We start from the raw sequence: 15,904 nt of genomic DNA on the forward strand, positions 1-15,904 counted from the left end.
GCTCGGACGATGACGTCATTTCAGCCATGACCCGATGTCCCCTTGGAGAAGATGCACAAAGGAAAGCCCGTGTGGCCTGTGCCTTTGACGCTACCTACCCTCCATTGGTCAGTAGCTAGGCGGCGCCTACGCCTTTTGATCAGGTTGCGTAGCCACGAACGAAAACGAAAATAGATCCGTCGGCTCTGCGCCGGCTGCGCATTGACATGATGGATGCTTTCGGGATTGGTCCAACAGGGGAAGGTGCAGTGCGGGTCGGGGTACTGGGCAGAACTGCAATGCTGGTCAACGCCGCGCGCGCCGTGGCTGATCAGGGGCACCAGATCTCGTTTGTGCAGACCTGCGGAACCGGGCAGTACCACAATGCAGTCCAATCCGATTTCGCACACCTTGCTGCGAATTTCGATGCACCTTTCATGTTGGGCGGTTCGGTTCGCACAACGATGGCCGCATGGCGCGACACCGGAACCGAGGTATGTATCTCGATTAATTGGCCGACGCTGGTCCCGGCCGAGGCGCTCGAGATGCTGCCCCATGGCATCCTGAACGCCCATGCTGGCGACCTGCCGCGGTATCGCGGCAATGCCTGTCCCAACTGGGCGATCCTGAACCATGAACAGCAGATTGGCCTAACCATCCACAGGATGGTACCGGCGCTGGATGCCGGACCTTGGCTGTTCAAGACCTTCATGCCGCTGGACGAGGATGTGTATATCGGTGACGTCTATGCTTGGCTTGAACGCACGGTGCCGCGGGCCTTCTGCGAGGCAATCGATAGGCTGAAGACTACGGGCTTCCGCGATCAAAATTCGGACATCATGCCACTGCGCACCTTCCCGCGCCGCCCGGAGGACGCCCGGATTGACTGGAAGATGTGCAGTCGTGATATCCTGGCGCTCATCCGGGCCAGCTCGCACCCCTTTGACGGCGCGTTCACGACGCTCGATCAGAAGCGGACGGTGCGGATCTGGCGCGCCAGAACCTTCTCCCCGCCCTACGACCTATTGGCGGTCCCCGGGCAGGTCTGTATGGGCCAGTCCGGTGACCCGGTCATTGCCACCGCCGACGGGATGATCCTTCTTGAGGAATGCAATATCGACGGAGAGGCATTGGCAAACGCCAAGCATATCATTCTGAGGTCGCTTCGGAACCGGCTTGTCTGAAACTGCGAAGACGCTCGCGGATTTGTAGTCATATGCCTCTGGGCCGGCTTTTTGCGGACGTCATAATCTGCGCCTGATCCGCTGCCAGATCGGCAGGATCACATAGGGGTCCAGTCCAATCGGAAGGAAAGCCCGCGACAACCAGTGCTCTAGCCGAGCTAATCCTTGCAACGGCGGCGCGGTGCGTCCCCATGCCGTTCGCTGCAGGTATCGATAATACAAGGCACGCTTGCGGGTCCAGACACGGAACTTCCACGGCTTGTTAGCTGTCGTGAAATGGATAATTGCCGGGTTGCGGCAAGCCGCGCGAGTCGCTCGATGGTCCTCCGGCCGCGCCTTCCGCATCCACCGGCTGAACATCAGCGCTTGGACGTTCCACCGCCGGTCCAAAAGAGCAATTTCGCCCTGCAGCACAGCATTCAGCGCGTCCTGGTCGTGAAACTGCAGCATCGGCCCTTGGGCTTCCGCAAAGCGAAGCAGGCGGTCTGCCAGCCGGTCGCGACGCCAGCGGTCAAGATCCATTACGAGGACGCCCGAATTGACGTAGACATGATCTGCCGCGATCCCAAGCCGCGTCAGCCTGTTTTCCGTCGTGCCGCCCATCCAGTCGCATTCTGCGACTGCCCCGGCCGCGCAGCCTGCCAAGTCAATCTCCCACAGCCGTCGCAAGTCATCGAGAACGACAAGGTCGCAGTCTAGATAGATCACCCGCCGGATCGTAGTGGCAAGTACCTCAGGCGCGAGGAAGCGCAGATAAGCTTCTTTGGTGATATATCGGTCGACATGCGCACCCATGACGCGTCCACTGTCGACTTTGTGAAAGCTGACAGCCACGTTGCTGAAGGGTCGCAGCGTCTCGGCCAGCATTTCGCGAGATACCGGATCGTCTTCGGTAGTCATGACATGAATGTGTACAGGATGAGGGCTGCTGGCGACGGCTAGTGACACAGCCGCAACAGCGGCATGTTGCAGATAGTGCCGATCCGCGCAGAACAGCACCTGAACCGCATCCACCGCCGCATCTGCCATATCGATCGTCATTCCACCCCTACCGGCTTGCGGATGCGACCGAAGCGAACAGGAAGCAATGCTCGCAGCGCCCCAATTTCGGTGCCGACCGGATGCCCGACCACCCGCAGGGCTGTAGCCCAGCCCGTGGCACCCCCGCCTATCGCGATCAGGCACTGTCCCCAGCCCAGGGAGAAGCCATTGCCGCCAATCATGATGACCGTGATCGGCACCACCGCCGTGGCAACAGCCAAGACCAAGCTGTCGCGGGAGGCCGTCGCCATGTCCCGCCAACCGACATTGATCGCCCTGCGCACGAACCAGAAAGCGACTGCCATCTGGAATGGTGCCAAGATCATCATGCTTGCCGCGACCGCCTCGATGCTGATGGTGCCAGCCGCAAAAACCAGCATGGCAGATGGCGGTAGGCTGATCAGACTGGACCACAAGGTGTCCCTGATACGGCCGTGAGCTACGAGCACCGGGAAGGTCAGGAATGCTGGCGCCATCGCCATCGTCCCAGCGGCAATCATGCGCACCAGCGGCACGGCCTCGATCCACTGAGGTCCTAGAATAACAAGAACAACGGGCTCGGCTAGCAGAACCAGCATGACAAGCATCGGCCACTGCACTGCGGACATGAGCAAATAGCCATGCAGATAGCTGGCCTTCAGATCTCCTCCGCTGCGCGCTTGCGCGGCAAGTACCGGCAACACCACGGGCTGCAGGGCCGAAACAATGCTGCGGTCGGGCAACTGGCACACGGTGACCGCCCGCGCGAAGAGTCCGACGGCCTCGAACGACAGCAGCTTGCCCAGCATGAGGCGTGGAAGCGACTCGTAGGCCATGTTGACCAAGCTCACTGAAGATGAGACGAGCCCGAAGGACAGGATCTGCCGGGCCTCGGCCAGCGACGGCCGGAACATCGCAGGCTGGGGACGGACCGCGACTGCCGCGACAGCCAAAGCGGTGCCAGAGGCGAGAAAGCCCCAGACATAGCTTTCCGGTCCAAAGCCTGCAAACCCTAGTGTGATCGTCACCGTCGCACTGGTCAGGGCGGCAAGAACGTTCAGGATTGCCAGCGTGCGGAAATCAAGCTCGCGCTGCAACAGCGCAACGATAGGCGTGGCGAAGGGTATGACCAGAAAGCCGAAAGCTGCCAAGCGAAGCAGGCCTTCGATCTCGCTAGCGCCAAAGAAAATCGCGACGGCATCGGCGGAGAGCAGCAGCCCCCCCATCAGCACCAGCGAAAGCAGCATTGTGACAGTAAAAGCGCTGCGCAGCGTCTTTGCATGCAGCTCTGGGGTCTGCACTACATAAACCCCAACGCCGAACGTCCGCAGATTGTCCGCAAGCATCAGGATGCTGTTTGCGATGACATAGAGGCCCGTCTCGGCCGGCGTCAGCAGCCTGGCCATCACCATCGTCGTGACCACAAGCAGCACTTGGGACAAATATTTGTCCGCCGCCGAAAACAGCATCGAGACCCTGATTCTCTCCATGTCGTTGTCCTTTCATATGCCGCGCGCGCCGTTGGCGCGATGACACACAGCCAACAGAAGCTTTCAGCCAGCAGCCATGCGCAGCCGCACCGTCAGCCATTCCGGCACTAGGTTGCGCACCGATGACAAGCCGCGCCGGAAGGCGAATTCCTGCCGCAACGCCATGCCACCCCAAGCCGCTAGCCTCTGCGGGCCTGGCATTGTCTTCAGACCCAGTTCCCGTGAATGAGCAAGACGGGCGGCAGAAGAAGGACGGGTCAGCACCGTGCCGAAGACAAAGGGCAGGTAGGCATCGAGGTCGTCCAGGCGCGGCTCTTCATTACCTGGTAGCGTAGGTATCCGCGCCGGCAGAGTAAGCGCGGCCTGATAGATTCCGGCAAGTTCCTGGCGCCACGTTGCGCCCATGTTCGTGCGACGGATCTCGGCCATCGTCTGGCGGCCAAGCGCGATCCTGCGATCCTGGTTCGCAACCAGTTCCGTGATTATGTGGCGGAAATCTCGAAGACTCCTCGCCCGCATCAGTCCGGTGTCCATGCCGACAGAGTCTGCGCCCATGACCTCGCACCCCGGACCAAAGGCGTAACGCGTGACGATAGGCAGGCCGCGCAGCCCGGCCTCCAGCAGCGAGGTAATCGAAGGGAATGGAAAGGAATCCAGGTAGATGTCGGCTGCAGCATAAAACTGTTCGGTATCTTCCGTTTCCGGTTTGACTGTGATCTGCCCAGGTGCGTGTGTTTCTGCTGCAGACCAGTCGACAGTCTTGCCCGGGCCAATTACGATAAGGCGGACCCGGCGATCCGCTTGCAGGATGGGGCAGATTGCGTCAGCGAAGCTTGTCCCGCCAAGAGATCGGAACTTGACTGCGCGCGCCACAGTTAGCAGGACAACGTCTTCCTCTGCCAGTCCAAGAGCCTGTCTTGCGGCCGTTCGCGACCACGGCGCCGGCAAGTCGAGGCAGAGTGGCAACAGGAAGTTCCGATCGGACGGGATACTGCGCCTGTCGACGTTAAGGCGATGTCCCGAGACCCGCGTGCTTATTACGCCGTCAACAAGTCCTGCTCCGACCCAGAAGACGTGATCGGCATGATTCAGCAGTAACACAGGCGGTCGCTCGGCCATCCCAGACATCGCGACGAATGGAATGACGTCTTGGTTGTGCACATGAAGCACTACTAGATCGGCCTTGGCGAAAACTGCCTGCAGATCCCGCGCCCAATCAAGGATGCCCCCAATCCTGCGATTGACATAGTCAATGCTGCCCCCTGCAGCCGCTACAGCGCGCAGTATGGGTTCCGGCAGCGGCGCAGTCTGCCGTGTCAGGGCAATCGAATGACGGTTCTGGCGATCCTCTCCGATCCAGCGCCATAACATGCGACCATGTCCGCCAATGACTGACACCTGCGTCACGACATGCAGAACGCGAAGCGGACCAGCTGGACGCTTCGGCCGCGGTGCCATGAATGGTAGCGCCGCCGAACCCAGGCGCCACAACAGGTGGTCAAGCCGACTACTGGCGAAGCTGCCGGGGTGCCACAGAACGGCATGGTTCGCGGCAACCTGCGCCAATGCCGCTGCCTTGGCATGGCGGTGGCGCTTGATCTCCAATTCGACTGGCGCCAGGAGGGCGGAGAATTCGTCTTGATGCTGGCGTAGAAGATCACACCCCGCCAGGCGCCATTCCTCAAGTCGGGTGGATAGCTCCGGGTCCGTACTGGTATCTTCTCGACTGAATACCTGCTTGGATCTGTTGGGAGCAACCCTCATCCCTGCAGCGCCAGCGAATTAGCAACGGGCAGCGGCATCGACGTTTGAGGTATCAGCGGTCGATAGATCCTCTGGGACGCGCTGTTCAACTTGCCTTCAAAATGCTCGATCGTGCGAGCAAGCCCGTCGCGCAAGGCAACTCGCGGCTGCCAGCCAAGCTGCATTCGTGCGCGCGTGATGTCGGGCTGGCGCTGCAGCGGGTCATCCTGCGGCAACGGCCGATATTCAATCCGTGATGTCGAGTTTGTCATCTCAATCACCATCTCTGCCAACTGGCGCACGGTGAACTCTGCCGGGTTTCCGATATTAATTGGGCCGATGACATCTGGGGATTGGACAAGACGGACGATCCCGTCGATTAGGTCATCGACATAGCAGAAAGACCGGGTTTGTGAGCCGTCGCCGTAAAGTGTGACTGGTTCGCCCTTCAATGCTTGGACAATAAAATTCGACACGACCCGCCCGTCGTTCAGGTTCATGCGAGGTCCGTAGGTGTTAAAGATCCGGGCGATCCGGATATCGACACCGTACTGTCGGTGGTAGTCGAAAAAAAGCGTTTCGGCGCAGCGTTTACCTTCGTCATAGCAGGCCCGGGGCCCAATAGGGCTGACGCTGCCCCGATAGGTTTCGGGCTGGGGGTGGACGGCCGGATCGCCGTAGACCTCGCTTGTCGAAGCTTGGAATACCCGCGCCCGCGTCCGTTTGGCCAGGCCCAGGACATTGATCGCACCGTGGACGTTAGTCTTAACGGTCTGAACCGGGTCGAACTGGTAGTGGATCGGCGACGCGGGACAGGCTAGGTTGTAGATCTCGTCGACCTCGACATAGAGGGGAAACGTCACATCATGGCGCATCAGTTCGAACCGGTGATCGTCCAGCAGGTGAAGCACGTTGTCGCGACTTCCCGTGAAGAAGTTGTCGACGCAGAGCACGTCGTGCCCCTGCCCCAGCAGTGCCTCGCACAGATACGAGCCGAGGAACCCTGCCCCTCCGGTGACCAGTATGCGCTTGCGTGTCATGTGACTTCCTTTTCGCGAACAAGAAGGCAATGGCTCAATAGGCGCCGTCGCCTTTGATGACGGCCGCAGCCGTGCCGAGGATAATTTGGGCGTCCATCCAGATCGATCGGTTGTCGATGTAGAAGCTATCAAGTTCCTCTTGACGGCGAATGTCTGCACTACTGCGCCCAGAGACCTGCCACAGGCCTGTGATCCCGGGCATGACTGTGCAGCGCCTAGCCCTGAACGCCGGGTCCATGGCGTCGAGGTGATACAGCGGGAACGGCCGTGGACCTACGATGCCCATGTCTCCGTTCAGCACGTTAAAGACCTGCGGCAGCTCATCAAGGCTGAGCATCCTGAGGAAATTGCCGATGCCGGGGAGAATGCGGGGGTCGTTGCGCAGCTTGTAGTGGCGGCTCCACTCGGCCTGCGCCTCCTCGTCCTGGGCCAGCAGTGCCTCGAGGCGCCGGTCTGCGTCGCGGTACATGGTGCGCAGCTTCAGCATGTGGAAGTGTCGCGCGCCAAGGCCTTCGCGGATCTGCCGGTAAAGGACCGGCCCGGGGTCGACAACGTAGATCGCCACCGCTGACAGCATCATCACCGGCAGAATGACAGGTAGTGCAGCAAGAGCCAATGCCACGTCCAGCGATCGGCTGACGAATGATTGGGCGTGACCTAGCTTGCGCGATCTCAGCCGAAGGCCAATTTCGCCTCGGACATCTCCAGGCAGCAGGCCCCCTGCCCGAGCGCCCGGAACTCCAGCCAGAACCACCACCTCCTCGAAGCGGCGCAGGATGCTGTCTATCTCCTGGTCGCCAGGTCCCGCCCCTGCCAGTAGCGCCAGACCGAAGGCAGGGGCTTGTAACGGCTCGACTGCCTCAGCGCAGCGTATGCCCAGCCGCCAATTCTCGTCGAAGTACCGCCTGAACTTCTCCGCATCCTCGCCCTGCGCGATAATCACTGCCGGCATGCCCCAGACGCCGCATCGCCGCAAAAGCGACTGGATCATGGCCCGAAACGCCAGTTGCAGCACAAGCGCAGTCACAAGGAAGGTTAGAACCAGAGCGCAGAGCATCCAATCTGTGGTGAAAAGCATGACGCCGACGATCGTCAGCAGCGCGACTTTGCCCCATGTTAGAATGCGACGGCGAAGACATTCGTGTGGGTAGATACCATAGCCTGGGTAGAGACGGGCACTATTGAGAAGAACAATCTGCGCGACAGCTATCAAGGCAAGCGTCGGTAAAAGACCCGGTGGGCGCAGACCCTGTTGCAGCAAAAGGTATCCCGCAGCCAGCAGCGCCATCGCGTCTCCGACCACAAGGACGCCTGCCGAAAAAGTCATCGATCGATTGACGGATGCGTGACCCCAGGCTCGGATGACTGGGGACGGCAATGGCCTGAGCATAACCGGCTCTTCACAAGCGTTCGCAGGCGCAGTCTCCGCAGCGTCGACCAGACGCGCTTCTGGTAGCCGTCGCATGTCATGCCCCAAGATCTCTGCCCGACCCATCGTCCGACCTCCCTGTTCCGGCATCCCCCGCACCAGGGCACGGGTCCTGAGGCTTCCAGTGGGGCGGCTGCCGCTGACCGGCACTTCGCAGGTAAAGCTAGGAGAGAAACCGGTGACAAGAATATGTAGCTATTAGAGTGTATCTGGCGGTCCCAGCACCTCCCAACGGCGTATAAAGGACGAATTCCGCCAGTCCTGCGCCACGCTTGGGCATCATTTCGCGCGATTTTAGGGATCTACACTTGGACCGCTTGTGTCCGTTTGGTTGCCGCTCTACCGCTGCAGGTCGCCCGCGGCACCGATTGATTACCTACTGTCAGGACGTGACAGCGGGTGCACACTACAGAACAGGAATAACTTTATGACAGCCTATTTCGTCTCTCCGACCGGATCGGACGATAATACCGGTACTGCCGAATCCCCTTGGCAGTCCATCGGCCATGCCATGGACGCATCCCTGCAACCCGGTGACGAAGTCGTTGTCAGGCCCGGCACCTATAACGAACAAGTCTCCATCACCCAAAGCGGCTCCGCGGGCAGCGATATCGTGTTGCGGTCCGAAACTCCCGGCGCGGCGCTCATTCGTCCCCCGGAATGGGCATGGAATGCCTTGGACATCCGCGCCAACCACGTAACGGTCCGAGGTTTCGACATCAGTGGAAGCGGTGGCGGTGACGGGATCGAGGCAAACGATGTCCACCATATTCAGATCCTCGACAATATCGTCCACGGTAATGGCGAATCCGGTATCCAGACAAACTGGGCCGAATTCATCACCATCGACGGCAACACGACGTATGGCAACGCGTGGGGAGGGTGGTTTTCGGGAATTTCGCTCTACCAGACACGGAACATCACCGGTGACACCGAGACTCCGGGCTTCAGAACGATCGTCAGCAACAACATCTCCTACGACAACGTGACCCAGAATGGGGCCCACACCGACGGCAACGGGATCATAATCGACGATTTCCAGAGCACACAGACCGCCGGTCATGCCAACTACGACTATCCGACGCTTGTGGAGAACAACCTTGTCTACCAGAACGGCGGCAAGGGGATCGCCGTCCACTGGAGCGACAACGTCACCGTGCGCAACAACACCGCTTGGCACAACAACCTTGATCAGGCGAATGAAGGCACCTGGCGCGGTGAACTAAGCAACCAAGATTCGAACGGCACGACTTGGATCAACAACATTGCCGTGGCCGATCCATCTGCCAGTGCCGACAACACGGCTATCGGTTTTTACGGCAACAACGAAAATGTCGAATGGTTAAACAACCTTTCATTCAATGGCCGGGACGGCGACGTCTCGATGCGTTTAGACGGGGGCAATGCTGCACCTTCAGTATCAGCGGGGAACTTGCTGGGGGTCGATCCGAGCTTCGTCGATCCACCATCTAACTTCCGGCTTGCCCCAAATTCGCCCGCGCGAGATTCCGGCAGCGCCTCTCGCGGCGAGGCAACCGAGGATCTGGACGAGAATCCCAGATCGCAGGGCCCGATCGACATGGGTGCCTACGAGGCGCCAGGTGACGAGGCTAACGCGGGCACATCTGACAGCAACCCCGCCACTCGCGACAACGATCTCGGCCCGGTGTCTACAGGAGGAGCTCTGACGATCCTGTCCGAGACGTTGCTAAAGAACGATGCCACATCTGATGGCAGTGATATGTCCGTCATTTCTGTGACAGGTGCCGTGGGCGGGACGGTCAGCTTAGAAGACGGTGTCGTTACCTTCCGCCCCGCTACCGGTCATCAAGGCGATGCAGGGTTTTCCTACATGGTGGCGAATGGTGCAGGCGAGACCGCAATCGCCTCAGTTGCGCTGACCGTCGTGCCAGACACCGAAGCGGCGACCCTCTTTAATGCTGCGGCTCGTCCGGAAGTCGTCTCTGCGGAAGATCCACAGGCGGTTGAGTTGGGGCTGAAGTTCCAAGCCGATGTAGACGGTACCGTCACCGCAATCCGATTTTTCCGTGGCCCGGGCAACGACGGCATCCATCCGGTGACATTGTGGTCGGCAAAGGGCGATATCCTAGCGCGCGGGCAGGCAACCGGAACGACCGACGGATGGCAGCAGGTGACTCTGGATCGCCCGGTGGCGTTCAGCGTCGGCGACGTAGGAGTTGCATCCTATTATGCGCAACAGGGACATTATTCGGTGGATAAGGAATACTTCACTGACGGGATCGACAACGGACCTATCAGCGTGAATGCCGATGCAGGGGTCTATGCCTACGGAGAGGCTAGTTTGTTCCCCGACAGCATCTACAAGTCCAGCAACTATTGGATCGACGTGGTCTTCACCCCTGACGAGTTGGTAACGTCTGCCGCTGAAACTGCGGCTGCGGCAGAGTCTTTCGATCGGGCAACACCTTTGGCCGAAATGCTCAGGCCTGACGCAGACAGCGGATCTGTCCAGCCCGATGACCCAGATGTGACCGGTGATGAGATCGTGTTTACGCCTGTGAGCGATGCAAAAGGCGAACAGGAGGCGTTCGATCCGGACATCTTGCATGGCGGCAGGCATGCCGAAGAGCCTGTCCAGGATCAGCACGCCTCGCTGGACGTTGACCCTCAAATTTTTGCGCCGCCGTGGTGGCATGACCAAGGCATGCCGCACAGTTTCGAGTGGTGACAGCAATCGCCAGAGGCTTGCGACAAGCCACTAGCCCGGCACTGGGTTCAACGACGCTGCAGTGGGGGTCTGCCTCAGGTAGGTGCCCTGTTGTGCTATAAAGCATGTGCAAGATTAGGGACTGTCACTGCAGCTCCATGCCGTACGCGCCCCTCTTCCACCATCGCCATGATACGTTCGTGGCGCGACCGCGGCGCCAAAAACACGAAGTTGAAGATACGTTTGCGCGAGACGTAGCTAGCTATGTCGCTTCCGCCAATCGGCTCATCCACTGTCATGAGTGCCTCGCCCCGCAAGAAAAATCCTGTATAGCCAAGCTCTCCGAGACGTCTTGATAAGCTGGGTAGCGCTTCCTTGCGATGACGATCTTCTGCTTCGATTAGAAGATGCGGAAGATCGCGCGAGAGCAGACCCCACCCCCCGTTGATCACGGCAAGTTCGTGACCTTCAACGTCGATTTTCATGAAGCCGATCCGCCCATAACCATAGTCATCAAGTCGCCGACACGGAACCCGTACTGCGTGCACTGGCAGCGGGCCGAGGTCGTTATCCACCTCAACCGTCGCCAGACCATCATGCATCCTGTCATTTGGAATCCGCAGCAGGACTTCACCAGTTCTGTCAGATAACGCAGTCTGCTCGACTTGAACACGCGATCCGAACGCCCGTTGTAGGAACCGGGCAAGTGTCGGCTGAGGTTCAAAGGCGATGACCTTCTGCGCCCGAAGGGCAGCATGCCACGAATAGACACCATAGTTTGCACCCACGTCGAGCACGCAATCCCCGCTATCAATAAGATAGGGAAGCAACCGCAACTCCGGCTCACCGGAGTACCAAGAGCACATCGCCCGCCTCGCCACCCGAAGTCGGGGCGGAATCAGGTCCATGGCCGTTCTCAAAGCCGAGGTCTTCATGCTTCCGCCCGCCCAATCGACAATGACCGACGATACTGAAAGCCAGGGATCACCCAATTCGTCCATTCGGCGTGGTTCATACCACGTTAGGCGCACTGCGCTGACCCGAACATCAACTTGCCCGTATCGGTTTCTCAGATGGCTAAAGCGTCAGTGCTAGAGAGATTGGAGATCCCGCTCCACACAATGCTTCCGAAAACAATCTGCTCGCCTTTTTAACCAAGCGCCGTACCTTGGGCGGGACTATGAGCGCTGATAGCCGCGAGGCACGTGACGTCGTGCCCAGGTTGGTGAAGACCTACCGGAAGCTCAGCCTCTCCTTCTTCGCTTATCTAGGTCAGGCCGCTGAATTAGTCACCTATCAGGAACGCCGTTCCTTGGGGTCTTCAGAATTGGCGGCGGATACCCCAATTCACGGCCCCTCCGAGCGACGCCCGGATCCCCCCGCAGCCTCATTCGGCCAGCAACCGTGGCAGACGGGCGAGGTTGCTGGCGGCCATTGTCAGGGTGAACTGGGCGCCCACCCGTTTGATGCCCCGCAGCATGGTCTGTGCCATCGGCCCGACCGTCTTGGCCCAACCGAACGGCTCCTCGATTTTCTTGCGGCGTTTCTGTGAGACGGCGTAGCCCGGGTGCCGGGTGGTCCGGCCGTCGATCGCCGAGTAGCGCATCTTCTGCGCCACATGTGGCGTGATACAGGCTCGGCGCAGGTCCTTCACGAACTCCGCGCAGTCGTAGCTCTTGTCGGCGGCCAGCGTCAGCCGCCGGGTCGAGCCCGGCGAATGCCGGTGGATCATGTCGAGAGCGGCTCGCCGCTCGGCATAACCATCCGCTTGCGTCACCTCGGTCCCGACGATCAGGCCGTTGCGGTTCTCCATCAGGGTATGGCCGATGAAGCAGAGGCTCGCACCGGTGCCGGGCGACTTCTTGTAGAGCCGAGCCTCCGGATCAGTGACCGACGCATGGGTGGCGTTCGATCGTTTCTGGCCGCGAAAGTCGACCTCGGCATTGCGATCCCTGGGCTTGGTTGCGGTCATCGGGGCGGTCTCGGGGCTGGGGCTCGTTTCGGCGGGAGTTGAAGCAGGGCCATCGGTGGCGGGTGGCGGAAAAGGCGCGTCGTCCGGCCCATCACCGCTTTCGGGAGGGGTCGCGTTCGGCTTCGGCTGGAAGCTCTTCATCGACGCCCAAGCCTTGACCAGCGTGCCGTCGGCCGAGAAATGCTCGTCCGACAGCAAGGGCGCCACCTCGCGATGCACCAATATCGCTGCAAGGAACTTGCGCGACAGTTCGGTCGTGAGCAGCCGGTCGCGGTTCTTCGTAAACACCGTCGGCCTCCGGCCCGGGGCTTCGCCCGTTCAGGGCTGACGCCCTTCACCCCAGACCGCATCGTCGATGCCCAAACCGACGAACCACCGGAACATGAGGTTATACTGCATCTGCTCCATCAATTGCCGCTCTGAGCGGATCGAGAACAGGATCTGCAGCAGGCTGGCCCGGATCAGCCGTTCCGGCGCAATCGAGGGGCGGCCGAAATTGGCATAGAGCGCCGCGAAATCCGCATCGAGGCTGACCAAGGCATCGTTGACGACCTGACGGATCTTGCGCAGCGGGTGCCGCTCGGGGATGCGCTCCTCCAGATCGACATAGCTGAACAGCGATCCACTCGTTTCGTCCAATCCCCGCATTCCCATCTCCCGTCAAACCGCCAGGAAAGTGAATCATGTTCCGGTTTCAGCGTCCAGCGTGGGGTTTTTCAGCAGCGTGCTCTCATGATCGCTGTCAACGCTTTGTTTCATGGACACTTCTTCCGGCGGGACCGGGCGCGATCTTGTATGGATGCGCAGGGTAGGAGACGGAACTGAGACGACGGTTGGCAAGCTCTCATGCGCGGGTTGGCTACCGCATGACCGTGGTTTCGTCTTGGGGCTGCCTCGCTCTAAAGGGCGAGCGTCGACCGTGTCGGCTCATAACACGCACGAGGGTTCCCCACCGCGTTCCGTCCCCAACCCTACGCATCGGAAGGATCGAGCGTTATTCTCTCTTTGGCTCCGTGTGGCGTCAGGCGCGTGCGGGAGTAACTGTGCGGGCAATGGCCCAGATAAAGCCTGCCATCTCGCGCGCGATGGCGGTGGTGGCCACCACCTTCGGTTTGCCTGTTGCCATCAGGTGGCGGTAGCGCTGGCACATCCTGAGCTGGCCCTTCCAAGCGATGTCGCGCACCACCTGCGGCAGGCTCTCGACCCGGTCGAGCAGCTTCCGGCTGACGCGGGCCTGCATCCGGTAGCTCCATGCTCCCTCGATTAGGACCCTACGCGCGAGGCCGCTGCCGGCCTTAGTAATGCCGCCGCGGCGGACGCTGGCGCCGCTGAAATGCTCCGAAGGCGTCAGCCCCAGATAGGCCATCAGTTGTCGTGGGTTGTCGAACCGGTTGAAGTCGCCGACCTCGGCCACCACCGTTACCGCCACGATGAAGGCAACCCCGCGCATCGCCTGCACGGCCTCGACCACCGGCGCCAAGCTCCAGGCCGGTAGCAGGTCGGCGATCTGCTTCGTCAACCGTTCAATACGGGCCTCGGCGTCGGTGACGGCATGGATGTAATCCTGCAGCACGATCTGCTGCGCCGGATGCGTAAATCGCACCGTGGTCAGCCACCGCCGGTAGGCCTTCGTCCAGCCCTTCTTGCCGGGATAGATCCGGCCGTGCCGCAGGAGGAAGCCCTGCAGATGCTGACGCGCCTTGCCGGTGACCCGAACTGCCGTGGCCCGCGCCCGGATCAGATCACGCATTGCCTCATGCGCGGCATCCGGCACCCTGACCGCCGTCAACTCGCCCGCCCGGTGCAGCTTCGCCAGCATTACCGCGTCGCGCCGGTCGGTCTTCACCCGGTCGCCAGCCTTCACCGGGATGAGCGACGGCGCGACGACCATGCAGTCATGCCCGATCTCGGTCAGCTGCCGGTGCAGACCGTAGCCGCAAGGGCCGGCTTCATAGCAGAAATAGAGTTGACGGCCATCGCCTCCCAGCTTCTCGGCAAACTTGCGGACATGATCGGCGCGGTTTGGGATCGTGCCCCAGTGGCGGACTTCACCGCCACGTTCGCCTCGCGCAATCGCCACCGCAATCGTCGCCTTATGAACATCCAGCCCGATGAAAATGCTATCCTGCATTCGGTCTCTCTCCCATTCTGGAGGCTCGGCGCCAGCCCGCCTGGCGCAACCCTCGAAGGAGAATGCCGCGGGAGAGACCATCGAACCAGTCACCTCACACCGCGATCATGGGGTCTAGGTGACCGGCTCGGCCTCAATGGGCCAGAGGAGCGCGTCCCGTTCCTTCCGGAACTCGTCGTCGTTCGGCCCGCCTGAACCACACTGCCCGGAAATCTGCCCCAGTTACCTCTGCCCGCTTACGAATCTGATCGAAGAGGCAGCCTTTTTTTGAGTTTCGATGCAGTGTCAAGATAACCTCAGCCATCATTTTAGCAGCTTTATGAAGAGCACTGATGTATTTTGGAGAGGGTCGGCTTCAGGATCTTCCTGCTTGGCTACCTGCGCTTCAAATACCCCGCAAGCGGCCGTCATTCGCTAGTGACACACGGCATAAGAACAATGCTGGCTCACTTGCTTACGTTTACAAACGGTCGTTTATTAGCCTCGTCATGATTTGCAGCGCAGATCCAAACATGCCCGTCATTGGCTATGCCCGCGTGTCTACCGAAAATCAGACCCCCTGCCCCAAGTATAGGCCCTGACCGCTGCTAGCTGCGGTCGGATCCCTGAGAAGCAGGCGTCGTGCAGAGACCGGCGCGTACTCCGTGCTGGCACGGGTGCTTGAGGAGATGCGCAATGGAGAGACGTTGGTCGTGGTCCGGATCGATCCGCTGGCAAGTTCGTTGTCGCACCTGCTGGAGGTGATCGAGCCGGCTAGAGGCCAAGAGCGCGTTCTTTCGCTTGATCGAGGATCCGATCGACACCGCCAGCCTTCCGGACAAGCTAACGCTGCAGGTCTCCTTCTTCGCGTATCTGGGTGACCGGCTCGGCCTTAATGAGCTAGTTGAGCGCCTTCTGTTCCTTCCCGGACTCGTCGCTGCTCGTACTGCGTAAGCCACACCGCCCGGAAATTTGCCCCGTTTGCCGGTTGGCCGGGATCGCACAACTGGTCCAAATTCCTGCGGTCACCTTTCAAACTTGGGGCGATCTTTGTGCATTTAGGGGACACTTTAGATGTCACCCCTTTAAGCAATCTTCTTCTTCTTTTTTCTTCTTCTTCATCGGTAGTTAAAGCATTGATCGAATTTATAAATAACCGCTGAATCCGTAGTTTTTGGGTGCAATCCCCGTAGCAAATGGGTCGATCTGAAGCCTTAAACCGTAGAAAAGGGGTCGCAAAGCCGTAGA

The 15,904-nt window shown here is 60.1% G+C and carries 9 protein-coding genes and 2 pseudogenes; 3 read left to right on the plus strand and 8 right to left on the minus strand.

Annotated elements, in window-relative coordinates; all coding sequences use genetic code 11:
- The first annotated feature begins 278 nt into the window (after positions 1-278).
- On the plus strand, positions 279-1,163 hold the full coding sequence (locus E4191_RS16765; protein ID WP_176562777.1) for a methionyl-tRNA formyltransferase: 885 nt from the start codon (positions 279-281) through the stop codon (positions 1,161-1,163).
- 60 nt (positions 1,164-1,223) lie between these two features.
- Here the strand turns inward: E4191_RS16765 and E4191_RS16770 are convergent, their stop codons facing one another.
- From E4191_RS16770 to E4191_RS16790, 5 genes are all read right to left on the minus strand, one after another.
- The gene (locus tag E4191_RS16770; protein ID WP_139615632.1) at positions 1,224-2,204 is read right to left on the minus strand and encodes a glycosyltransferase family 8 protein; all 981 of its coding nucleotides are present in this window, start codon (positions 2,202-2,204) and stop codon (positions 1,224-1,226) included.
- Entirely contained in the window at positions 2,201-3,673 is a 1,473-nt protein-coding gene (locus tag E4191_RS16775; RefSeq protein ID WP_139615633.1) for a lipopolysaccharide biosynthesis protein, read from the minus strand. Before E4191_RS16775 ends, E4191_RS16770 begins: the two co-directional genes overlap by 4 nt.
- 63 nt (positions 3,674-3,736) lie before the next feature.
- Positions 3,737-5,437, minus strand: coding sequence for a glycosyltransferase (locus tag E4191_RS16780; RefSeq protein ID WP_139615634.1), 1,701 nt, complete (start codon positions 5,435-5,437; stop codon positions 3,737-3,739).
- Positions 5,434-6,456 (minus strand): UDP-glucuronic acid decarboxylase family protein, encoded by a 1,023-nt coding sequence (locus tag E4191_RS16785; protein ID WP_139615635.1) that lies wholly within the window; start codon positions 6,454-6,456, stop codon positions 5,434-5,436. The genes E4191_RS16780 and E4191_RS16785 overlap by 4 nt, the downstream gene beginning before the upstream one ends.
- A gap of 34 nt (positions 6,457-6,490) precedes the next feature.
- The gene (locus E4191_RS16790; protein WP_176562778.1) at positions 6,491-7,744 is read right to left on the minus strand and encodes a sugar transferase; all 1,254 of its coding nucleotides are present in this window, start codon (positions 7,742-7,744) and stop codon (positions 6,491-6,493) included.
- Between the two features lie 568 nt (positions 7,745-8,312).
- Between E4191_RS16790 and E4191_RS23850 the strand changes: the two genes are divergently transcribed.
- The gene (locus E4191_RS23850; protein ID WP_176562779.1) at positions 8,313-10,595 is read left to right on the plus strand and encodes a DUF4082 domain-containing protein; all 2,283 of its coding nucleotides are present in this window, start codon (positions 8,313-8,315) and stop codon (positions 10,593-10,595) included.
- A gap of 95 nt (positions 10,596-10,690) precedes the next feature.
- Here E4191_RS23850 and E4191_RS16800 read toward each other — a convergent pair whose 3' ends face one another.
- The 3 genes and pseudogenes from E4191_RS16800 to E4191_RS16810 form a co-directional block, all read right to left on the minus strand.
- Entirely contained in the window at positions 10,691-11,575 is an 885-nt protein-coding gene (locus tag E4191_RS16800; RefSeq protein ID WP_139615637.1) for an FkbM family methyltransferase, read from the minus strand.
- A 386-nt stretch (positions 11,576-11,961) separates the two neighbouring features.
- A pseudogene (locus E4191_RS16805) lies at positions 11,962-13,194 on the minus strand (IS5 family transposase).
- Between the two features lie 373 nt (positions 13,195-13,567).
- Positions 13,568-14,677: an IS110 family RNA-guided transposase gene (locus E4191_RS16810; RefSeq protein WP_139615638.1), complete on the minus strand. Its 1,110-nt coding sequence runs from the start codon at positions 14,675-14,677 to the stop codon at positions 13,568-13,570.
- Between the two features lie 512 nt (positions 14,678-15,189).
- Here E4191_RS16810 and E4191_RS24250 point away from each other — a divergent pair.
- A pseudogene (locus E4191_RS24250) lies at positions 15,190-15,604 on the plus strand (recombinase family protein); the annotation flags it as partial.
- Positions 15,605-15,904 lie beyond the last annotated feature (300 nt).

This window comes from Paracoccus liaowanqingii (assembly GCF_004683865.2).
In the GTDB taxonomy this organism is placed as follows: domain Bacteria; phylum Pseudomonadota; class Alphaproteobacteria; order Rhodobacterales; family Rhodobacteraceae; genus Paracoccus; species Paracoccus liaowanqingii.